Genomic DNA, 21,311 nt, shown 5'->3' with positions numbered 1-21,311 from the left:
GCGGAGCACGGGTGGCCGATGAGACGGCCAGCCACCCACGACGGTTCACCTCCGCTCGAGCGGAGAGCACTCGGCGCACAGCCGGTCGCGCTCGTAGTGGTCCGGCTCACCTCCGCTCGCGCGGAGAGCACCAGGTATTGGCCGTGGGTGCAGCAGCAGCCGATGCCGCGGCCGCGGAACTCCGGCTGCGGGCCAGCACCGCCCGGGCACACCAGGAGCGGCTGGGAGCCGATCTGGCCAAGCAGCGACGAGGCCGCGGACCATCTCGGCGGTCACGAGGACCGTCATCTTGTGCGTCCCGCCGATGTTCACCGTTCCCGTCCGCAATCGGCAAGCGCGGGGTGCCGAACGTGTTCTACCGCGTCGAACCTCAAGCACCGGGTCTGCAACCGGTCCCGCGTCATCGGCGTAACGCACGCCCCCGGTTGGAGCCGGTTCTGAAGAACCGTTGCCGGCCTGAGGCTGGGCGCGAGGAAGATGGTCCCCAGCTATCAGTTGACTGCAAATGCCACACCCCATCCGGCCTGCCAAATTTCGGGCGCTCCTCTGTCAGAGGCGACGATTGGCGTGAAAATTGTGGTCGCGGCGTATCAGAGCGGAGACGCGGTCCCTGGCACCGGAATCCAGCACGACGGGTGTGTCGCGGATGGCACCGAGCAGGTAGCCGGTGCCAATACTGAGCATGACTGTGGAATCACGAAAGCTACCCATTGCTGCGTTGTCATTGACGACGGCCACAACAGGATTCACCAGCACCCTGAGCCCACGCGAACTGAGAAACTTCTCCAGTTGCCGGCCAACGTCGTGGACTTGCTGGCCCCAGCTTCGTCCCCGCTTGTCCTGAAGCACTCCCTGCCCGACCTGGTTGCCGTACCGGTCAAACTTCTCAAACGTCCATCGGTGGCCGTCAACGTGCACCACCACAGCACGGCCCTTGACCTCTACCGCCCAGATCCCCTGCGGCCCGACCAGAAGCAGATCCACCTCACCCCGTCGGTTGGCGTAACCCCGAAACAGCCGCCAATCGTTTGACAGCACTGACAGCTCGTACGCCGCTCGGTCCTCTGCGGCCATCCCTGCCTGGCGACGGGCGAGTTCCGACCGCAGTCCCGGATCGACCTGCGGTCCGTTTGCACGCAGTGTCTCGACCTCGCGGCGGTCCTTAAGCCTCTGCAGGATCTGCCACCAACTGCGCGCGGCTCTGCGCTGCTTCCGCAGCTCAATCACGTGGTGCTCGTGCCATGCCACGTGACGTTGCTGCTCGTCGAGCGCCGTGCTCGTCTCCTCGACCAGGGCAGCCGGGTGGTTGGATAACGTCTCGGTCAGCATCAACGGAGCTTATTACGCTGCGCCGCGTCGACGGTGCCCGTGCGGCAGGCTCGTTGATGTCGTGGCCGTGGGCGCCCGCTACGAGAGCTGCGCAGCCGACTCACCGGCGAGCAGAGTGGGCGTAGAAGGCGGCGGCCGGTACCGGGGTGCATACCGCAGGGCCGGTCTCACGGGGCTGGCCCTGCGGTATGCGCGAGTCAGCTAGGTGGCTCGGCGGGTTCGGTGAGGGCGTCGATCTGGTCAGCGAGGCTGGGGTGCGTGGCCAGGTAAGGGCGGGCGGCGCGGATGGGGTCGAGGAGCGACGCGGCGTTGTCGTCTGCGAGGGCCGTGTGGAGCCTGCCGAGCACCCGACCACGGGGACGTCCACGGTCCCGGTGAGCGGTTCACCTCTGCTCGCGCGGAGCACGGGTGGCCGATGAGACGGCCAGCCACCCACGACGGTTCACCTCCGATCGAGCGGAGGTGAGCCGACGTGGACCGGCTCTAGCTACCGAGCGGTGCTGTGTTCTCCGCGCGAGGCAGTCCGTCCGACGGCGCGCCCACAGCGCGGCGCAGCGTACGTCTTGCGGCCGGCAGCGGTCCGGGGAGTTGGGATGGCTGTGGTCGTGTCCGTACTCCCTGCCGCGCCTGCTCGTCATCGGCGTTCATCCGGCCACCTCCCGGTACTGGTGGCGCTCGTGCTCGGCGTGGCTCGCGAGTGTCGTTACGGCGGCCATCGGCGAAGTTCTCCTCGGCTGCCCGGAGCCGGGACGGCTGTCGCTGAGGTGGCTGCGGCCTTCACTGACGCTGACGCCTTTGGCAGTCCGAGTCCTGGGCCGATCGGGATTCCGGACTCTGCGTCGGTCTTGGCCCCGTATGCGGCCGTAGGGCCGGTCCTCGTGGCGACGTGCTCCAGTCTGCTGACGCCCGCCGTCGGCTGGACCGGCCCCAAGCTCCGCTGGAGCCTGAGCATGGACGAGACCGAGCGGACCGAGCTTGTTGCACTCGCCGCGCCGTGCGAGAACTCCGTCGTCGAGTACGAGAGTGCGCCGTAGGCAACCGATGTACCGGTCGGGCTCTTCGGCCGCGGGCACGAGAGCCCGCACGGTCTGGCGGCACTTCAGCAGCTGGGAGTACTTCGGCGCCGAGATCTGCTCAACCGCTTGGTGTGTACCAGCGGCACCGTCAGCCTCATCCCTGTCGTCACGACCATTCCGCCCGCGCCTGGTGTCCAGCCCGCAACGACTAGGCGCCTCGTCCCGTTGCGCACGCCTCTGAACTGCCGTTTCACCCCGCAGAGACAGCATGAAAACGCCAACTTGAAGAGGCCAATGCGAACTCCTCCGGGACGGTCGCGCCCGAGCAGTAGCGGTGAAGGGTGGACGCGCTGACGCTCAGCCGCCGGCCCAGCGCCTCGTAACTCCTCCCGTCCCGCGCCTTCAGCGCGCGCACGAGCCCCGCGAACTCCTCGACGGCGGCGTCCTTCGGCATTCCATCCCCCTCGACCCTGCGTCCCATCCTTCACGTCCTTGCAGGTCAGCGGGGGTGGAATGGTTCCGGGACGGCTGGTGGGCGCGTGATCGTTGCAACCGGGGGGCGCCGGCCCCACGCTGGTTGAGCACTGACCGAAGAGCGACCCGACGGGGGATCCACCACCATGAACAAGCTCCGCACCGCACTCGCCACCGCAGCCGCTGCCGCACTGGGCCTCGCGGCCCTCGCCACAGTCCCGGCGCAGGCCGCTGCCCAGCCCGCCTTCCTCGCCGCCTCCCAGATGCCGCCGTCGTCGACGCCGTGGACCGCCACCGAGGTCTTCACCGGCGTCCCGGAGAACGGCGGCGTCCTCTGCGCCCCGTACAAGATCCCGGCGCAGAACACCCGCTACCGCGAGTTCAGCACCGAGCTCGACACCAACGGCGTCCAGGTCACCACCGTCGCCCGTACCGAGGCCGACGCCGTGAAGCTGGTCGACACCCTCCGCGGGGCCCTCGCCGGCTGCGGCCCCCTGCTGGAGCAGCAGAACCCGGGCCTGCAAGCCGTCAGCGCCTCCCACGGCAAGCTCGCCGTCGAGGAGGGCGCCTGGGTCTACAGCCTGGACACCACCGACCCGCAGATCGGCATCTCCGACATCCACCTCTTCTCCGTCGGCCGCGACGGCCGCACCGTCACCCTCGTCCGCTGGGGCCAGATGGGCGACCTCAAGAACGCCCCGCTGACCGCCTTCCGCACCACGACGAAGACCGCCGTCAACAAGCTCCACTGACCCGGAGGGCTCCCCCGAGGGCTGACCACAGCTCGACAGCGGCGCGGCCGGAACCCGGGCGCGCCGCTGTCGTGCCCAACTGCTCCGCCGGCGGCGGAGAGGGGCCGGACTGCTGCCGGGATTCCGCACGGCCGCTGTGCGGTCACCGCGCGACGAACGAACGCCCGTAGCGGTCCGCGTCCCGCCCCGCCGGCCTCACCGCCACCGCAGCAGCAACCGGCCGGGTCGTCTCTAGTTCTGGTGTCGCCGTTTGCGGTTGGGGCGGCGCGGGCGTACGAGTGCGTCCAGCTCGCCCACAGCTGCACGAATGTGCTGGCGGCGCTCGCCCGCGCACCACCGGGGGAGCCGCCCTTCCGCCTCAAGCGGATGCATGCCAAGGTCGTGCTCGGTACAGAGCGGCCACGCCTGCCAGAGCCGTTCGGTGACGGTCTCCTGTGCGGCGTCGGCGACGGCCGCCAGGGCAACGGCAGGATTCTCCACCGAGTGCCGCCGCGGATACGCTCCTGGTGGCCCGTGCCGACATGGAGTGTGCGGGAGAGGGCCCGATCCCCGGTGACGGGACCAGGACACGGCCGGGTCCGCAAACGCCTGGTGCGGAGCTCGCCGAGGTCGAGACGGTGGCTGGTTCCTCTCGGGGGTTGATACGGCCCGAGCGGTAGTCGTCGGCAGACCCGTCGCGGCCGGAGACCCACCGAGGCGGCACTCCCATGGCGTATCTGGAGAGGACCTGACGGCGCATGCGCCCGGCGCGCGCCGCCCTGCCCTCCTGTGTGCGCTGCTGCCGGGTCCGGGCGCGGCAGCCAGACTGGTCACCGTTTCGCGGCCGGGCATCGCTGCCGGGTCGGGCCGCGGCCGTCGAGCGGCCCGCGCCGTCGACGACAGGCGTCCCGCATGTCGCCGTTGCGGTGATGTAGGGCGAATTGAGGAGGAAAAGACGTGTACAGACACCTACCGGGCCGGCCGCGCCGGACCGTACCGTTCCTGCATGCCGTCGTGACGTCCGGCCTGACGTGCGTGGCGGTACTGGCCGCCGCATTGCCTGCTGCCGCCGTACCCGCGCCCGCCGGAACCGCGACCGTGTCCGCGCCGGTGCCCCGCGCGGCGACCGTGCTCTTCGAGGAGGGGTTCGAGAACGCCCCGGGGGCTCCCCGGCTGCTGACCTCGTACACCGGGGCTCCGCCGCTCGCCCAGACGTACACCGCCGACCCGGCCTGGCTGACCGCCTGCAACGGCTGGCTGGTCTCGGCGGCCGATCCCGCCATCGCCCCGGCCGGCAGCGGCTGCGGGACGTCCTGGCCCTCTCAGCAGGCCATGGCGGCGGCGCTGGCCGAATGGGCGGGCGGCGACCCGGCCGCCAACCACGCCGTCACCGCGTACACCGCGGGGAACCCTGGAGCCGGAAAAACGCAGCTGGAGACGGTGCAGCCGGTGCCGGTGGCGGCGAACGGCCTGCCTGGACGCCGCCGCCACCCGCTCGTCGAACTCGCCGTCGAAGACCAGCGCCGCGAGGCCCGCGTCCCGGTAGAGGTAGACCAGCTCCTCCTCCACGTAACGGTAGTTGACGTTCACCGGCACCAGCCGCGCCTTCAGGGCTCCCAGGACCGCCTGGAGGTACTCGATCCCGTTGTAGAGGTGCAGCCCCAGGTGCTCGCCCGGGCGGAGACCCGCGTCGATGAGGTGGTGGGCGATGCGGTTGGCGGCGGCGTCGAGTTCGGCGTACGTGAGGCGCCGCTCGGCACCCGTACCGGGATGGTCCACGTACAGGAGCGCCTCGCGGTCGGGGACCACGTCGACGACCGACTCGAACAGGTCGGCAAGGTTGTACTCCACCGTTCCTCCTGACCCCGGATGACTGGTGACTCGGCCGTCATTAGAGCGCCGGTCGGCACAAGTGGGAAGAGGTGGCGTCGAAAGAATCTGACTGACTGTCAGAAAACTATTGAACTGCGACCCCAGCTACTGCAACCTGTTCCAGGTCTGCAGACGGGAGTTCGTCATGGGCGGTACGGAAGACGTCGGTACGAAAGACCTCGGTACGGGACACCTCGGTACGGAACACCTCACCGTGGAGCGCCGGGGCGCCACGCTGGTGCTCACCTTGAACAGGCCCCAGGCCAGGAACGCGTTGTCGCTGCCGATGCTCGTCGGCCTGTACGACGGATGGCTCGCGGCCGACGCCGACGACGAGGTGCGCTCGGTCGTCCTGACCGGGGCGGGCGGCGCCTTCTGTTCCGGCATGGACCTCAAAGCGCTGGCGGGCGGCGGGATGGAAGGCCAGGAGTACCGGGAGCGGATGGCGGCCGACCCGGACCTGCACTGGAAGGCGATGCTGCGCCACCACCGGCCGCGGAAACCGGTGATCGCCGCCGTGGAGGGGCCGTGTGTCGCCGGCGGGACCGAGATCCTCCAGGGAACGGATATCCGCATCGCCGGTGCGGGCGCCACCTTCGGGCTCTTCGAGGTGCGGCGCGGCCTCTTCCCGATCGGCGGCTCCACCGTCCGGCTGCCGCGCCAGATCCCCCGCACGCACGCCCTCGAAATGCTCCTCACCGGCCGCCCGTACACCGCCGACGAGGCGGCCTCCATCGGGCTCATCGGCCGCGTCGCCCCCGACGGCACCGCGCTGGAGGAGGCCCTCGCCGTCGCCGAGCGGATCAACGCCTGCGGGCCGCTCGCCGTGGAGGCGGTGAAGGCCTCGGTCTACGAGGGCGCCGAGCTCACCGAGAGCGAGGCGCTGGCCGCCGAACTCAAGCGAGGCTGGCCCGTGTTCGCGACCGAGGACGCCAAGGAGGGCGCTCGCGCCTTCGCCGAGAAGCGCCCGCCCGTCTACCGGCGCGCCTGAGCCCTGAGCCTACGGAGAGAGCCCATGACCGACATCCTCAGCGCCCCGCTGGTCGTCGAATTCCCCTTCACCCGTTCCCTCGGTCCCGTCCAGAGCGCGTTCCTCACCGGACTGCGCGAGCGCACCGTCCTCGGCGTCCGCACGGACGACGGCACGGTCCTCGTCCCGCCCGTCGAGTACGACCCCGTCACCGCGAACGAGCTCCGCGAGCTGGTCGAGGTCGCCGCCACCGGCACCGTCACCACCTGGGCCTGGAACCCGTCGCCGCGCCGCGCCCAGCCGTTGGCGACGCCGTTCGCCTGGGTTCTGGTCCGGCTCGACGGAGCCGGCACCGCGCTCCTGCACGCGCTGGACGCGCCCGGACCCGACGCCGTACACACCGGGATGCGGGTCCGGATCCGCTGGGCGGCCGACCGCACCGGCGCGATCACGGACATCGCCTGCTTCGAGCCGTACGACGGTGAGCCAGGACCGACCGGACCCGCGCCGCACGACGGCGAGTTCACCGACGCCGTCACCGGCATCACCGTCCCGGCCCGCCTCGACTACACCCACACCCCCGGCCGAGCCCAGAGCGCCTACCTCAAGGCCCTGGAAGGCCACCGCACGGTCGGCGAACGCTGCCCCGCCTGCCGCAAGGTCTACGTACCGCCGCGCGGAGCCTGTCCCACCTGCGGCATCGCCACCGAGGAGGAGGTCGAGGTCGGCCCGCGCGGGACCGTCACCACCTTCTGCATCGTCAACATCAAAGCGAGGAATCTCGACATCGAAGTCCCGTACGTCTACGCCCACATCGCGCTCGACGGCGCCGACCTCGCGCTCCACGGCCGCATCGCCGGCATCCCGTACGACCAGGTGCGCATGGGGCTGCGCGTGGAGCCCGTCTGGGCCGAGGGCGCACGCCATCCCGACCACTACCGGCCCACCGGCGAGCCCGACGCCGACTACGACACGTACAAGGAGCTGGTGTAGATGCGAGACGTGGCGATCGTCGCCTTCGCCCAGACCGCGCACCGGCGGCGTACCGACGAACTCTCCGAGGTCGACCTGCTGATGCCCGTCCTCCACGAGGTCCTCGGCTCAACAGGCCTCAAAGCGAACGAGATCGGGTTCACCTGCTCCGGCTCCGCCGACTACCTCGCCGGGCGCGCCTTCTCCTTCACCATGGCGCTCGACGGTGTCGGCGCGCACCCGCCGATCTCCGAGTCGCACGTCGAGATGGACGGGGCCTGGGCGCTGTACGAGGCCTGGGTGAAGATCATGACCGGCGAGGCGGACACCGCGCTCGTCTACTCGTACGGCAAATCCTCGCCCGGCCAGGTCCGCGACGTCCTGACCCGCCAGCTCGACCCGTACTACCTCGCGCCGCTCTGGCCGGACTCCGTCGCGCTCGCCGCTCTCCAGGCCCAGGCGCTCATCGACGCGGGCCGCACCGACGAGACGGCCCTCGCCTCCATCGCCGCCCGCAACCGCACCGACGCCACTGCCAACCCGTACGCCCAGCTCACCGGCGACGTCCCCGCAGGCGACCACCTCGTGCGCCCGCTGCGCACCGGCGACTGCCCGCCCATCGGCGACGGCGCCGCCGCCGTCATCCTCGCCGCCGACGACACCGCCCGCGCCCTGTGCGCGCGGCCTGCCTGGATCCGAGGTATCGACCACCGCATCGAGGCCCACAGCCTCGGCGTCCGCGACCTGACCGACTCACCCTCCACCCGGCTCGCCGCCCAGTACGCCGGAGCCTTCGAACGACCCGTGGACACCGCCGAGTTGCACGCCCCCTTCACCTCGCAGGAGGTCATCCTGCGCAAGGCTCTCGAACTCGGCGACGACACCCGTGTCAACCCGTCCGGAGGAGCCCTCGCCGCCAACCCGATCATGGCCGCGGGCCTCATCCGGCTCGGCGAGGCCGCCGCCCGCATCCACCGCGGCGAGTCCGACCGGGCCCTGGCCCATGCCACCTCCGGGCCCTGCCTGCAACAGAACCTGGTCGCCGTCCTGGAAGGGGAGAGCGCTCATGCCTAAGGAGCCCGTCGCCGTCGTCGGCATCGGCCAGACCAAGCACGTCGCCGCCCGGCACGACGTCTCCATCGCCGGACTGGTCCGCGAGGCGGCTCTCCGCGCACTGGAGGACGCCGGACTGACCTGGAGCGGCATCGACGCCGTCGTCATCGGCAAGGCAATTGACTTCTTCGAAGGCGTCATGATGCCGGAGCTGTATCTCGCCGACGCGCTCGGAGCCGTCGGCAAGCCGATGCTCCGCGTCCACACGGCGGGTTCGGTCGGCGGCTCGACCGCGCTCGTCGCCGCCAACCTGGTCGCCGCCCGTGTCCACCGGACCGTCCTGACCCTCGCCTTCGAGAAACAGTCCGAGTCCAACGCCATGTGGGGCCTCTCCCTGCCCGTCCCCTTCCAGCAGCCGCTGCTCGCCGGCGCCGGCGGCTTCTTCGCCCCGCACGTGCGCGCGTACATGCGCCGCAGCGGAGCACCGGACACGGTCGGCTCGCTCGTCGCGTACAAGGACCGCCGCAACGCGCTCAAGAACCCGCACGCGCACATCCACGACACGGACATCACTCTGGAGAAGGTCCAGGCGTCGCCCATGCTCTGGGACCCGATCCGCTACTCCGAGACCTGCCCTTCGTCCGACGGCGCCTGCGCGATGATCCTCACCGACCGCACCGGCGCCGCCCGCGCACCGCATCCGCCGGCCTGGGTGCACGGCGGTGCGATGCGCAGCGAACCGACGCTCTTCGCCGGCAAGGACTTCGTCTCACCGCAGGCCGGCAAGGACTGCGCCGCCGACGTGTACCGGCAGGCCGGGATCACCGACCCGCGCCGGGAGATCGACGCCGTCGAGATGTACGTCCCGTTCTCCTGGTACGAGCCGATGTGGCTGGAGAACCTCGGCTTCGCCGGAGAGGGCGAAGGCTGGAAGCTCACCGAGGCGGGCGCCACCGAACTCGACGGCGACCTGCCGGTCAACCCGTCGGGCGGAGTGCTGTCGACCAACCCCATCGGCGCGTCCGGCATGATCCGCTTCGCCGAGGCCGCTCTCCAGGTACGGGGACGGGCGGGCGAGCACCAGATCGACGGGGCGACCCGGGCGGTCGGCCATGCCTACGGCGGCGGGGCGCAGTTCTTCGCCATGTGGCTCGTCGGATCGCAGTCTCCGCCGGGGTGACGGGCCCAGGAGGGCCTGCCGGGTGACGCCGGGCAGGCGTGCTGGGCCCGTGCGCGGGATTCACGGCAGCGGGCAGCTGACCTGCATCACCCGTTCGGCCAGGCGGCCCGTGAGGCGGTCGTCGGTGACGACGGCTTCCTCCAGCCAGTCCGCCACGGTCAACTGCTCGACCAGAGCCTCCAGTTCGCCGGGTTCGACGGCACACCAGGAGGTGAGGACCGCGAGGTCGACGCCTTCGCCCTCACGCCCCAGCCGTCCGTCCGTACCGGTCCGGACGGCCAGGGCCAGGGCGAGGAGCCGGGTGGCGGCACCGGTCTTCTTCTTGCGGAGCTTCTTGTCGCCGATGACCCGCTGGGCCCAGCCGCTGAGCTTGGGACGTGTCTTGCGGCCGAAGTCGAACGGGCCCTGTCCGTCCTCGTCGGGCATCAGCGACGGGATGGTGATCGGAGTGGGACTCTCCGGCCGGGAGGCGAGCAGATCGTCGGCGGTGCCGGGGATGGAGAGCCAGCCGCACTCCACGAGCCGGCCGATCAACTCCTCCGGCTCCGTCAGCGGCAGGCCCCGGACATCCTGACCCACCAGGTTGCCGGTGCCGGTGAGCGCCGAACGCAAGGTCAGCACCACCGCCATCAGCCGGGCCTCCGGGCCGGGCAGCGGAGTGTGGTCGGCGACATGCGCGAGGACCGTCCGCGCGTGCTCCCACTGTGTGAGCCCGGGCAGCAGCCGGTTGGTGACCTCTCCTTCGCCGACCGGGCTCTGGCCGGTGCGCTGCTGGTGCTGGAGGAGAGCGGCGGCGGCCGCCTGCTCGGCGCGCTGGGCCTCCAGCCGCAGCTCGGTCTCACCGGTGACCTCGGCCCAGGTGGTGAAGGCCTTCGCCTTACGGGCGTGGAGCTCGGCCAGCTCCTCCAGGTCGGGTTCAGGACGCTGCTGGTAGGCCCGGAAGAGGTCGCCCAGCTCGATCAGCTCGTCGCGCAGGGCGATCGGGTGCAGGTCGTACGGGACGAAGCGCTGCGCGATCTTCCCGGTCCTGCGGTTGCGCCGGGGCTTCGTGCGGGGAGTGCGCGGAGCGGGCACCGACTCGGGCACGGGGGGCTCGGACGAGGCGGCGTGCGAGAACTGCGGGCCGGCCGGGACCGGCGGACGGCCGGCCGCCGCGCGTGCTCCCGTCGCGGGCGCCGGTGGAGCGGCGGCCGGAGCGGTGGCGACGATCTTGGCGGAGGGGTGGGCGGCCGCACAGCGCGCGCAGCACTCCAGCGCCCGCCACCAGCGGCCCTGCCGGTCGTTGATGACGGCCAGGACCACCGGGCCTCCGCACCGCGAGGCAGGCGTACGGTCGCGGGGACCGTCGTCCCGGACGTGTGTGTGGCACTCCTCGGCCCGGCAGGCGCAGTACGCCTCGGGCCGGGGCCCCGACGCGGCCCGCAGATGCGACGCGAGGTGCGCGACGGCCGCCGTCCGGCCGACGGCGGCGGAGGGCAGAACCTGGGGGGCGCAGGCCGGACGGCCGCACGAGACGCGTACCGTGGCGCCTCCCCGGTCGGCCGGGTCCAGACGCACCATCCACGCGCGTCCCACCACCCGCTCTTCCAGCCCGCTCACTGTGCCCTCCACCGTCATCCTGTCCTCTCCTCCGGCGTGACGCCGTACCCGTCCCGCTGCCTGCCGCCGTCCCCGTACGCGCCGCTGCCGCGAAGGACGGCGCACGGCGGTGATCCAACGGTATGCGGCACTTGGCCTCGTCGCGGGCGAAGTTGCGCCTATTCCACGCGGAAGAGTCTCGTACCCATCACGGAAGAGCCTCGGCGAAGGGCCACGTTCCGCTTCTGGCCCGGCTCCGCGAGGTGAGCCGGGCCACGTACCATGGCAGCATGTCCTTCCTCCGCCGCCGTAGCGCCGCAACACCCGCGGGCCCGGACTTCGACGTCCTGGCCATGGACCCGGGGGACTGGCCCGGCAACCTCGGCGCCGGTCTGCTCCCCGCGCCCGACGGCAGCTGTCAGGGCGTCTTCCTCCGTTACGACCTGTACGGCGGCCGCGGCCCGGCCATGATCATCGGTAATCTCCCGGCCGGTTCGCCCGCCCGCGAGACCGAGGACGGACAGGTTCCCTTCGAGGTCGCGCAGCTGCTGCTGGCCCTGGAGAACGACGAGCCGATCGAGGTCGTCAGCAGCGAGGACGTCCCCGTGATGCAGGGCGACAACCTGCTGATCGTCCGCCGGGTCAAGCTCTCGGAGAGCCGGATCGCCTGCGTGCAGTTCGACCGCAGCGACGGCGTGCTCGTCACCATCGCCAGCTGGGACCGGCCCATCACCGACGATCTGTACACCCTCCTCAAGCCCCTCCCGGCAGAGCTGTTCCAGCAGGGCTGAAACGTCACTGCATAGGCCTCCCGCATATGCGGGAGGCCTATTCTCATGGTCGCTACCCGGCCCATCGCCACAACCTCGCGACGAGCCGAGAGCGACCCCTGCCTAGGCCCTGCTGCCCGCCAGCTCCGTGAACAGCCGCGTCACCTGCGCCGCCGACGTACCGAGACCCGTGGGACCGCTGAGGTGCCAGGGAGCGCCGTGGCCGCGTCGCAGGTCCTCCTCGCGGTACCGGCGGCAGCCCCGGTGCCAGATCAGGATGCCCGCGATCCAGTGCTTGAGCTCCAGCACATAACCGGCCAGCACCTCCCGCGCCTCGGCGTCCAGGTCGAAGTCGTCGTACAGCACCGGTAGTTCGACCTCCGCCACATGCAGGAACTGCCGCAGCCGCGAGTTCATCAGGTCGTGCACGATCGCCACGCCCGTCGGATAGTCGACGCCGAAGAAGTTCTGCACGACCAGGACGCCGTTGTGCACCTCACCCTCGTACTCGATCTCCTTCTGGTACGAGAACAGGTCGTTCAGCAGGCACGCGTAGTCGGCGGCGGCGTTCTCCAGCGACCGCATCGGACCGCTCCGGTAGATCGCCGCCGGCACCTTCCTGTCGTGGGCGAGCCGGCACAGGCTCATCGTCAGGTTCGAGCCGAAGGTGTCCCTGCGCATCTCGACGTAGTCGACCGGATCGGGAATACGGTTCTGCGCCTGGTTGGCCAGCTCCCACAGCCAGCTCTCGGTCATCGACTCGATCGCGTCCCGGAACGTGCGCCGCGCGTCCAGGTCCATCGGCGCCGCGGTCCTGCGCCACAGATCGCCGAGCGACCGCTCCAGCGCGTTCACCGGCTCCGGGGTGCCTTCGCCGTCCAGCGGCATGAACAGCGAGAGCCGCCCGTTGGCCGCCCGGGCCCCGGCCAGGTCCCTGGCCCGCCCGTGCACCACCGGGAACCAGTCGTCACCGTACGTACCCCAGGCCAGCCACGCCGAGGAGATGTCCAGCTCCTCCGGTGAGGCGTCCGGATGAATGCCCGCCGCACACAGAGGGAGGTCGATCGCGATGATCCGTTCCTCGTCCCAGATGTGCGAGCCCGGAACCCCCGGCTGCGCCTCCAGGATGCCCATCCGCCGCGCCCAGTCGACGAGCCGGACCCGGGCGCCTTCCAGATGCGGGCTCAGTGTCGTGGAGAACGGCAGCTTCAGGTCGGGGACGATCGAGGGGCCCACGTGCTGGAACGGCAGATGGCTGTGGCTGCGGGCCCGCGCCGTCTCCGAACGCGGCGTGAACCTGATCGAGGCCGCGGACATGCCGAAGCCCGGCACCGCCTCGCCGGCCCCGCCCCCGTTCATGTAGCGGCTGGAGCGCATGTGCCATTCGTGGCCGCCGGACTGCCAGTCCTGGAGCCCCTTGACGTACGCGAGGACGGAAGCGGCCTGCGCCGGATCGAGACCCTTCTCGGCGCAGAGCGGGCCCAGTTCGGTGAGGACGGTGTTCTCGAACTGCTGGAGTCGTGAGGTCAGCAGGTCGTTGACGGCCTCGGCGGCCTCCTGCGTGGAGCAGCCGAGGAACTTCTCCAGGACGAGGACTCCGTTGCTGTTCTCGCCCTCCTCCTCGACCTCGCGCTGGTACGAGAAGAGGTCGTTGCGCAGGTGCACGCCGTCGGAGAAGGCGTCGCGCAGGACGCGCAGCGGGCGGGCGTCGGCCACTTCGGCGGGCACCTCCGCGCCGGCCGCGTACTCCACCAGCCCGGCCGACCAAGGGGCGCCACCGACCTTGCGGCGCATCTCGATGTACTCGACGGGGTTGGCGATGCGGCCCTCGTTGATGTTGGAGAGCTCCCACATCGACTCGTTGAGGAGGTTCTCCGTGGCCTCCGCGAACCGGGCCCGCCACGCGTCCGACATCGCGGGGATCGTGCGCGTCCACAGATCGGCGAGGCCCGCCTCGACGGGGTTCTCGGGCTCGGGGGTCGCGGCTCCGCGCTCCATCGGCATGAAGGCGGGCAGCCGGTCCAGATAGCGCTTGGCGCCCTCACGGTCGGGCGTGCGCTTGAACAGCTCCAGGAAGTGGTCGTCGAAGAAGAAGACCCACACGTACCAGTCGGTGACCAGGGACAGTGCCTCGGCCGAGCAGTCGGGGTGGGTGTAGGCGCAGAGCAGGGCGTAGTCGTGCGCCTCCAGATCCTTCTCCTCCCAGACGCCGGATCCCTCCAGCATCCCCATGGAGCGCGCCCACTGACGCGTGTGCGTCCGTGCCGCCTCCACATGAGTGTTGAGCCGTGCCGGATACGGAACATAGAAGTCCGGCAGTGAGAAGGGCTGTGCCATGTGCGTCAGGCCTTTCCAGAAGCCTCCGCGCGGTGAGCGCGCGGACCAGTGGTGTCCGCGCCAGCTCTACCCTTCGGCCAACCGGGGCACGCACCAGGGCGATTAGTCGGATAATCGCGGTCTGGTCCGTGTCCGTTGGATGGCGGTTCGCCCCGTAGGCGGAGTCGACTCAGTACGCGGAGTCCCGGCGCACGAAGTCTTGGTACGCGACGCCTCAGTACGCGGAGTCGACGTTGTCGATCGAGCCGTACTTGTCCGCGGCGTAGTTGGCGGCGGCGGTGATGTTGGCGACCGGGTCGGTGAGCTTCTTCTCGGTGCCGTTGACGTGGTAGGCGTCGAAGGTCGGCTGGATCACCTGGAGCAGGCCCTTGGAGGGAATGCCGTTCTGCGCGTTGATGTCCCAGTCGTTGACGGCGTTCGGGTTGCCGCTGGACTCGCGCATGATGTTGCGGTGCAGCCCCTCGTAGGAGCCGGGGATGTCCTTCTTCTTCATGATGTCGAGCGACTCGCGGATCCAGCCGTCGAGGTTGTTCTTGTACTGCTTGGGAGCGGCGACGGCCTTGCGCTCGGTGGAGCGGTTGGCGGCCTGCTTCTCGGAGCGCGCCTTCTCGGCGGACTTCTTCGCGGCGGCCTTGCGGTCGGCCACGGCCTTCTCCGCGGCAGCCTTGTCCGCTGCAGCCTTCTTCGCAGCGGCGGCGGCGTCGGCCGCCTTCTTCGCGGCGGTCTCCTGGGTGGCCTTCCCGGCCGCGGCTTCCTTCGCCGTGGATTCACCGGCGATCTTCTGCGCGGCGATGGAGGACTTGGCCGCGGCGGGCTGTGCGTCGCTCTGTCCGCCGGTCGCGGCGATGGCCGTGACGGAACCGGCCGCGACGAGCACGGCGGTGGCGAGCTTGTGGGAGCGGGTGATGCGGATGGTGCGGGGCATGCGTGAGCTCTTCCTGTTGGGGACGGGATCCGCGGCCTGTGGCCGCGTGAGCAGAGACCGAGGGGATGTCGGCTGCCGACCGCCGGTGGGCGCTCGTCGCAGGCTCGGTCTCGGTGCTTGCCGGAATCCATGGTTAACGGCCATCGGAACAGGAAGCAATGACCCTATTTACTAACTCTCATAGGGGATAGCGAGGAATAGGCGTTTTGGATGTTTCGTGGCGCCGCGGGGATGGGCCCCTACCCACTACCGAGCCTCGTAGGTGACGTGGGTCTCGTGGCGCGCCTCACCCGGAGAAGGCGTCGAGGCGTCGCAGAGTCAGGGGCCGGTCACGCGCGGGCGTGGCCCACGGGGGTGCTGAGGCCGCCGGACGAGCGGACGAGCCCGGACGCAGAACAGCGCGCTGCGCGACCGGTGTGTCGGCACCGGTCGCGCAGCGCGCTTCCCTTACACAGTGGTTCCTCCGTCGTGGGCCCTCGGGAGGAGGCGGCACCCCGCCTTTTCCCGAAGACCCACGCGGTCGTGCCCGCTCAGCGCGTCCCGACCGCCGCCCGCACCGCCCGCCGCGCCATCGCGCAGTCGTCGTGCAGCCTGCGCAGCAGCAGCCGCTGCTCCTCGCCCGAGGAGAGCACCCCCGGCCGGTCCTGGCCCGCGCCCACCGCGGGCGCCTCGCGCATGGTGCGCTGCACGGCCGTCTCGTAGTTACGGATCTCCCGGGTCAGCACCAGCATCAGGTTCACCAGGAACGCGTCCCGCGCGGCCGGCCCCCTGGCCTGCGCCAGCTGGCTGATCTGGCGCCGCGCCACCGGAGCGTCACCGAGCACCGCCCACAGGGTCGCCAGGTCGTAGCCCGGCAGATACCAGCCCGCGTGCTCCCAGTCGACCAGCACCGGACCGGTCGGAGAGAGCAGGATGTTGGAGAGCAGCGCGTCCCCGTGGCAGAACTGGCCCATGCCCTGGCGGCCGCCCGCCTGGGCCAGACCGTGCAGCAGCTTCTGCAGATCGCCCAGGTCACGGTCGGTGAACAGACCGAGCTCGTGGTAGCGCGCGATCCGCGAGCCGTAGTCCAGCGGCGCCTCGAACAGCCCGGGCGGCGGCCGCCACGCGTTCACCCGCGCGATCGCACCGAGCGCCGCGCGGATGTCGGCCCGAGGCGGCGCCTCCGCCGGGTGCCGGGTCAGCGCGGCCACCCGTCCGGGCATCCGCTCGATCACCAGCGTGCAGTTCTCCGGGTCCGCCGCGATCAGCCGGGGCACCCGAACCGGAGGGCGGTGCCGGACGAACGCGCGGTACGCCGCTATTTCGTGCTGGAACCGCTCCGTCCAGGCGGGGGAGTGGTCCAGTAAACACTTCGCCACGGCGGTCGCACGCCCGGTGGCGCCCACGATCAGGACCGAACGGCCGCTGCGCCGCAGGACCTGGACCGGGTTGAACTCGGGGCAGATGCGCTGGACGGAGGCGATGGCCATCCGCACCTGCGCGCCCTGCGGCCCGGAGAGGTCGATCCTTCCGCTGAGAGGTCCGGCACCCGGTCCCGCCGCCCGCCGGGTCCGGCCCAGACCCTGCGCCGGCGCACCGGCGTGGGGGGCGAGATACGGCCCGCCGCCCGTCCCCATGGGATGGAGCGGCCGGGGCGGGGCGGACACGGAGGACGATGCTGTGTACATGGGCGATACAGATCCCTTCGTGCGCCGACAAGTTACGTGCGCCAACCCGGCCGACGGCCGTTCGGCACCCTGGGGAGTACCTAGGGCTGCCGGGCGGGGTGGCGCTTTCCTACCTGACAACGAGTCACGGGTGGCAGACCATCTGGCGGACCCTGGCGAACCCTGGCGAATAGTCACAGCGCATCTGACAGGGGGTTAGTGTCAAGTCAGCCGAGAACCTGGGGGCTTGACGTGACCGGAGAACCCAACACCCGCCTTTCTGACCTGTTCGGCCTGGCCGGCTGGTCCAAAGGCGAACTCGCGAGAATGGTGAACCGGCAGGCGGCGGCCATGGGCCACCCGCAGCTGGCCACCGACACCTCGCGGGTCAGGCGCTGGATCGACATGGGGGAATCGCCCCGTGATCCCGTGCCCGAAGTGCTGGCAGCCCTGTTCACCGAGCGGCTCGGCCGTGTCGTGACCATCGAGGACCTCGGGTTCGGCCGGCGCGGGCGTGTGGGGAAGCGGCGTGACGCGGGGAAGGAACACGACCCCGACCAATTGCCGTGGGCGCCCGAACGGACGGCAGCGGTCCTCACCGAATTCACGGGAATGGACCTCATGCTCAACCGACGCGGCATGGTGGGCGCGGGCGCCGCGCTCGCCGCCGGCTCAACCATCGCCGGCCCCATGTACGACTGGCTGCGCAGCAGCCCCGCTTCCGCGGCCGACGCGCCACGCGCCAACGATCCCCAGCACGCCGACCCCGCCGGCTTCGACCGGTACGAGGCCGCGCCCGTGGGCTCCGAGGAGATCGAGGCCCTGGAGCGCTCGGTCGAGGTGTTCCGCGCCTGGGACGCCTCCCACGGCGGCGGACTCCAGCGCAAGGCCGTCGTGGGCCAGCTCAACGAGGTGGGCGGCATGCTCGCCTACCGCCACCCCGACCACCTCCAGCGCCGCCTGTGGGGCGTCGCCGCCAACCTCGCCGTACTCGCGGGCTGGATGTCCCACGACGTCGGCCTCGAACCCACCGCCCAGAAGTACTTCGTCATCGCCGCCCACGCGGCCAGGGAGGGCGGCGACCGGCCGCGCGCCGGTGAGGCGCTCTCCCGCGCCGCGCGTCAGATGGTCCACCTGGGCCGTCCCGACGACGCCCTCGACCTGATGAAGCTGGCGAAATCCGGCTCGGGCGAGGAGACCCTGCCTCGTACGCAGGCGATGCTGCGCACCATCGAGGCCTGGGCGCAGGCGGCGATGGGCAAGGGCCAGGCCATGCGGCGCACCCTCGGCGAGGCGGAGGAGCTCTTCGTCTCGGACAAGGGCGATGTACCGGCGCCGAGCTGGATGCAGATGTTCGACGAGGCCGACATGCACGGCATGCAGGCCCTGGCCTTCCGCACGCTGGCCGAGCACGACCCGGCGGCCGCCACCATCGCCCAGCGTCACGCCAAACAGGCCCTGGATCTGCGGATCAACGGCCGCCAGCGGTCCAAGATCTTCGACTACATCTCGCTCGCCTCGGCCTGCTTCATCGCCAACGACCCCGAACAGGCCGACCGGTACGCCCGGCTCGCGCTGGTGTCGATGGGAGAGACCTCCTCGCACCGCACCTGGGACCGGCTGCGCGAAATGTACCGGCTCACCGGCCAGTTCGCGGGATACGCCAAGATCCAGGACCTCCGCGAGCAGATCGAGCTCTCGCTGCCGCAGAGCCCGGTAGCCAAGAAGGCCAGGGGTACGCAGGCCTGATCCCCGTACACGAACGCCGGCGGAGGCCGTAACCGCCGCGCGTACCGACCGACATGACGCACCGGCGGTCCTGAAGACCGGCTCAGCGCTCCCTCACGCCTCGATGCGGGCGACCAGCACACACGCGTCGTCCAGGCGCTCGGCCCCGCCGAACTCCCGGGCCACGCCCCGTACGCACTCCTGCGCGTCACGGGCCTGTGCGAACAGAGGGGCGAGGGCCAGCAGCTGCTCCGGGCCCGCACCCCGGTCGCCGCGCCGCGTCAGGCCGTCCGTGTGCAGCATCAGCACGTCGCCGGGGAGCAGGCGCACCTCGTCCTGCTCATAGGCGACCTGAGAGGCGGCACCGAGCAGCACCCCGTCCGGGGTCGGCAGTTGACGAGCTGTTCCGTCGCGGAAGAGCAGGGGCGCGGGGTGTCCCGCCTGCGCCCAGGAGAGGTTGCCGGTCGCCGCGTCGAAGCGGCAGCACAAGGCGCTGCCGAGAGCGGGCCGCATCGATGTTTCGAGGAGGTGGTCGAGGTGACCCATCAGGGCGCCCGGCTCGACACCGGCGACGGCCATGCCGCGCAGCGCGCCGAGCACCATGGCCAGGGCCGAGGTGGCGGGAAGCCCGTGCCCGGTCAGATCGCCGACGGCCAGCAGGGTCCGGCCGTCCGGCAGCTCCATCGCGTCGTACCAGTCGCCGCCGATCCGGCCGCCGGCCGCGGAGGGGAGGTGGTGAGCGGCGATGTCCAGCGCGCCGCCGGCCTGGTACGGAAGCCGCAGCGAACCGCGCCACGACGGCCCGGCGGTCTCCTGAGCCACGGCGGTCCGGCTCTCCGCGCCTCCGGCGTGCTCCTCGCGCCGCGCCGAGTCCCGGTTCCGGTCGACGGTCTCCTCGCCGCGGCGCAGCTCGCCGACGTCCCGGAGCACGGCCCACATGGAGGCGGTGCACCCCTCGGAGTCGAGAACCGGTTCGCCCGTCATGTGCAGCGTACGGACCTGGCCGTCGGGGAGGACGATGCGGAACTCGCCGTCCATCGGCTGCCCGTCCACGAGACAGCCCGTCACCATGGAGGTCAGCTTCGGCTGGTCTCCGGGGAGCAGGACGGAGGGGAGGTCGTCCAGGGAGAGGGGCGGTGAACCGGGCGGCCGGCCGAAGATCGCGTACAGCTCGTCGGACCAGCTGACCTCATCGGTGAGCAGATTCCATTCGGCGCTGCCGACCCGGTGCGGCGAGGAGCCGGCCGCCGGGCCGTCCTCGGCCGCGCGGTCGTCCCGGGCGGCGGAGCGCTGGGCGGGCAGGCCGGCCTTGAGCTGACCGAGGTGCTGGTCGAGGTTGTCGAGATGCTGGACGGCCAGGTCGCACAGCGCGCGGTGCCAGCGCGCCTGAGGGGCGTCCTCGTCCGCCACCGCCGTGTTCCGTCCCACGGCGTCCACGTCTCCGCGCAGTCGCCGCGCGCGATGGATCAAGGCGTCGACGGCATCGTGCGCGGGAGGCTGTGGTGCGGGGCGGTCCGCGAACAGATGGGACGGCATCTCGTACTCCGATACAGGCGCGGTGCGGCCGGGTTTCCGGGGTCGACCGCTATCGACTGTCGCACAGGCCGCGGCAGCCCGTAAGGGATTCGACAACACTCGATGCGTCGTTGCTTCTGGCATATGCCACCGGCTGCGCGAGAGAGGAGATCCTCCGAACGGGCGTACGGATGAGGGGTGTTGGCCCGCCTCGGTGGCATAGGCACTCCAGGGGAGCGGCCCGCAAGTTCATGCGCGTGTGACAGGGCCGCCCGGCAGGATGCCTTCCAGGCCCGAGCAGCCGTCCGTCATCCTTCCTCCGCACTCCGTCCTCGACGCCTTCGGCGTACGCGGCATTCCTGAGCCGTTGACCGGTGGCCAGGGACGCAGCGTGCGGGTCGGCGGAGCCGTCCTGAAGCCGGCGGAGGGGACCGACGGCGAGTCGGAGTGGGCCGCGTCCCTCCTCGAACGGCTGCCGAGGGGCGCCGGTTTCCGCGTGCCGCGGCCGCTGCGGTCGGCGTCGGGAGCCGGCGTGGTCGACGGCTGGACGGCCGCCGAGTTCATGGAGGGCCGCTCCGGTCCCGGCGGACGGTGGCCCGAGGTCGTCGCCGCGGGCCGCGCCTTCCACGCCGCCTTGCGTGACCAGCCGCGCCCGGACTTCCTCGACCGCCGGACGCATCCTTGGGCGGTGGCCGACCGGGTTGCGTGGGGTGAGCGGGAAGCCGATGCGGTCGCGGAGCTCGCCGAGCCGTTCGAGCGCCTGCTGTCCTTGTGCCGGCCCGTGGAGGCGGCGGAGCAGCTCGTCCACGGCGACCTCACCGGCAATGTGCTCTCCGCGCCCGGACGGGACCCGGTCGTCATCGACTTCTCCCCTTACTGGCGACCACCCCTCTACGCGGAGGCCGTGATCATCGCGGACGGCCTCCTCTGGTACGAGCCCGGCCCGGCTCTCCTCACCGGCGGCGGCGGCGATCCTCGCTGGCCCCAGATGCTGATCCGGGCGCTGATCTTCCGGCTCGTCGCGCTGAGCGGCCTCGTCGACCCGTCCTGGTCCGCCGGAGAGGAGGAGGCCGCCCGCTTCCTGGCGGTGACCGAGGTGGTGGAGCGCGGACCGGACGAGGGCTGGGCGCACCTCTGACGGCTGCCGGTCCGGGGATGATCCGGCCCGGGAATGCCGACGGGGTGGGCCGCGTTACTCCACCAGAACGAAAACGA

15 protein-coding genes and 2 pseudogenes are annotated in these 21,311 nt (G+C 71.1%); 9 read left to right on the top strand and 8 right to left on the bottom strand.

Annotated features, from left to right (window positions below):
• Positions 1 to 549: 549 nt before the first annotated feature.
• The gene (locus ABZ267_RS08555) at positions 550 to 1,329 is read right to left on the bottom strand and encodes a nuclease-related domain-containing protein (protein WP_356750709.1); all 780 of its coding nucleotides are present in this window, start codon (positions 1,327 to 1,329) and stop codon (positions 550 to 552) included.
• A gap of 878 nt (positions 1,330 to 2,207) precedes the next feature.
• Here ABZ267_RS08555 and ABZ267_RS08550 point away from each other — a divergent pair.
• Positions 2,208 to 2,363: a hypothetical protein gene (locus tag ABZ267_RS08550; RefSeq protein WP_356750707.1), complete on the top strand. Its 156-nt coding sequence runs from the start codon at positions 2,208 to 2,210 to the stop codon at positions 2,361 to 2,363.
• A gap of 274 nt (positions 2,364 to 2,637) precedes the next feature.
• Here the strand turns inward: ABZ267_RS08550 and ABZ267_RS08545 are convergent.
• Positions 2,638 to 2,799: pseudogene (locus ABZ267_RS08545) on the bottom strand (helix-turn-helix transcriptional regulator); the annotation flags it as partial.
• A 166-nt stretch (positions 2,800 to 2,965) separates the two neighbouring features.
• Between ABZ267_RS08545 and ABZ267_RS08540 the strand changes: the two are divergent.
• The gene (locus ABZ267_RS08540) at positions 2,966 to 3,571 is read left to right on the top strand and encodes a hypothetical protein (RefSeq protein WP_356750705.1); all 606 of its coding nucleotides are present in this window, start codon (positions 2,966 to 2,968) and stop codon (positions 3,569 to 3,571) included.
• A 1,455-nt stretch (positions 3,572 to 5,026) separates the two neighbouring features.
• On the opposite strand, the pseudogene ABZ267_RS08535 reads toward ABZ267_RS08540, so the two are convergent.
• A pseudogene (locus ABZ267_RS08535) lies at positions 5,027 to 5,401 on the bottom strand (AMP-binding protein); the annotation flags it as partial.
• A gap of 166 nt (positions 5,402 to 5,567) precedes the next feature.
• Here ABZ267_RS08535 and ABZ267_RS08530 point away from each other — a divergent pair.
• The 4 genes from ABZ267_RS08530 to ABZ267_RS08515 are packed head-to-tail and all read left to right on the top strand — an operon-like array spanning position 5,568 to position 9,597.
• The gene (locus tag ABZ267_RS08530) at positions 5,568 to 6,413 is read left to right on the top strand and encodes a crotonase/enoyl-CoA hydratase family protein (protein WP_356750703.1); all 846 of its coding nucleotides are present in this window, start codon (positions 5,568 to 5,570) and stop codon (positions 6,411 to 6,413) included.
• Between the two features lie 24 nt (positions 6,414 to 6,437).
• A complete protein-coding gene (locus tag ABZ267_RS08525; RefSeq protein ID WP_356750701.1) occupies positions 6,438 to 7,385 on the top strand; it encodes an OB-fold domain-containing protein in 948 nt (315 codons plus the stop codon).
• Positions 7,386 to 8,438, top strand: coding sequence for a thiolase domain-containing protein (locus ABZ267_RS08520; RefSeq protein WP_356750699.1), 1,053 nt, complete (start codon positions 7,386 to 7,388; stop codon positions 8,436 to 8,438).
• Positions 8,431 to 9,597: a thiolase domain-containing protein gene (locus ABZ267_RS08515; RefSeq protein WP_356750697.1), complete on the top strand. Its 1,167-nt coding sequence runs from the start codon at positions 8,431 to 8,433 to the stop codon at positions 9,595 to 9,597. The genes ABZ267_RS08520 and ABZ267_RS08515 overlap by 8 nt, the downstream gene beginning before the upstream one ends.
• A gap of 60 nt (positions 9,598 to 9,657) precedes the next feature.
• Here ABZ267_RS08515 and ABZ267_RS08510 read toward each other — a convergent pair whose 3' ends face one another.
• Complete coding sequence (locus ABZ267_RS08510; protein WP_356750696.1) at positions 9,658 to 11,214, bottom strand: hypothetical protein; 1,557 nt, start codon at positions 11,212 to 11,214, stop codon at positions 9,658 to 9,660.
• Positions 11,215 to 11,465: 251 nt separating this feature from the next.
• Here ABZ267_RS08510 and ABZ267_RS08505 point away from each other — a divergent pair, with 251 nt between their 5' ends.
• The gene (locus tag ABZ267_RS08505; protein WP_026242033.1) at positions 11,466 to 11,966 is read left to right on the top strand and encodes a hypothetical protein; all 501 of its coding nucleotides are present in this window, start codon (positions 11,466 to 11,468) and stop codon (positions 11,964 to 11,966) included.
• A gap of 102 nt (positions 11,967 to 12,068) precedes the next feature.
• On the opposite strand, the gene ABZ267_RS08500 is transcribed toward ABZ267_RS08505, so the two are convergent.
• The 3 genes from ABZ267_RS08500 to ABZ267_RS08490 all read right to left on the bottom strand — a co-directional run bounded on the left by ABZ267_RS08500 (position 12,069) and on the right by ABZ267_RS08490 (position 16,874).
• Positions 12,069 to 14,282: a terpene synthase family protein gene (locus ABZ267_RS08500; RefSeq protein ID WP_356750694.1), complete on the bottom strand. Its 2,214-nt coding sequence runs from the start codon at positions 14,280 to 14,282 to the stop codon at positions 12,069 to 12,071.
• Positions 14,283 to 14,496: 214 nt separating this feature from the next.
• Entirely contained in the window at positions 14,497 to 15,207 is a 711-nt protein-coding gene (locus tag ABZ267_RS08495) for a transglycosylase SLT domain-containing protein (protein WP_356750692.1), read from the bottom strand.
• A 530-nt stretch (positions 15,208 to 15,737) separates the two neighbouring features.
• Positions 15,738 to 16,874 (bottom strand): aminoglycoside phosphotransferase family protein, encoded by a 1,137-nt coding sequence (locus tag ABZ267_RS08490; RefSeq protein WP_356750690.1) that lies wholly within the window; start codon positions 16,872 to 16,874, stop codon positions 15,738 to 15,740.
• Between the two features lie 231 nt (positions 16,875 to 17,105).
• Here ABZ267_RS08490 and ABZ267_RS08485 point away from each other — a divergent pair, with 231 nt between their 5' ends.
• Positions 17,106 to 18,602, top strand: a complete 1,497-nt coding sequence (locus tag ABZ267_RS08485; RefSeq protein WP_356750688.1) for a hypothetical protein — start codon at positions 17,106 to 17,108, stop codon at positions 18,600 to 18,602.
• 93 nt (positions 18,603 to 18,695) lie between these two features.
• On the opposite strand, the gene ABZ267_RS08480 is transcribed toward ABZ267_RS08485, so the two are convergent.
• Positions 18,696 to 20,117 (bottom strand): SpoIIE family protein phosphatase, encoded by a 1,422-nt coding sequence (locus ABZ267_RS08480; protein ID WP_356750686.1) that lies wholly within the window; start codon positions 20,115 to 20,117, stop codon positions 18,696 to 18,698.
• Positions 20,118 to 20,376: 259 nt separating this feature from the next.
• Between ABZ267_RS08480 and ABZ267_RS08475 the strand changes: the two genes are divergently transcribed.
• Entirely contained in the window at positions 20,377 to 21,234 is an 858-nt protein-coding gene (locus tag ABZ267_RS08475) for a phosphotransferase (RefSeq protein ID WP_356750684.1), read from the top strand.
• The last annotated feature ends 77 nt before the right edge of the window (positions 21,235 to 21,311 follow it).

This window comes from Streptomyces sp. NPDC006174 (genome assembly GCF_040614075.1).
Taxonomy (GTDB): Bacteria; Actinomycetota; Actinomycetes; order Streptomycetales; family Streptomycetaceae; genus Streptomyces.
Note: the sequence above shows the minus strand (reverse complement) of the source record. Positions and strands in the feature narration are given on the sequence as shown.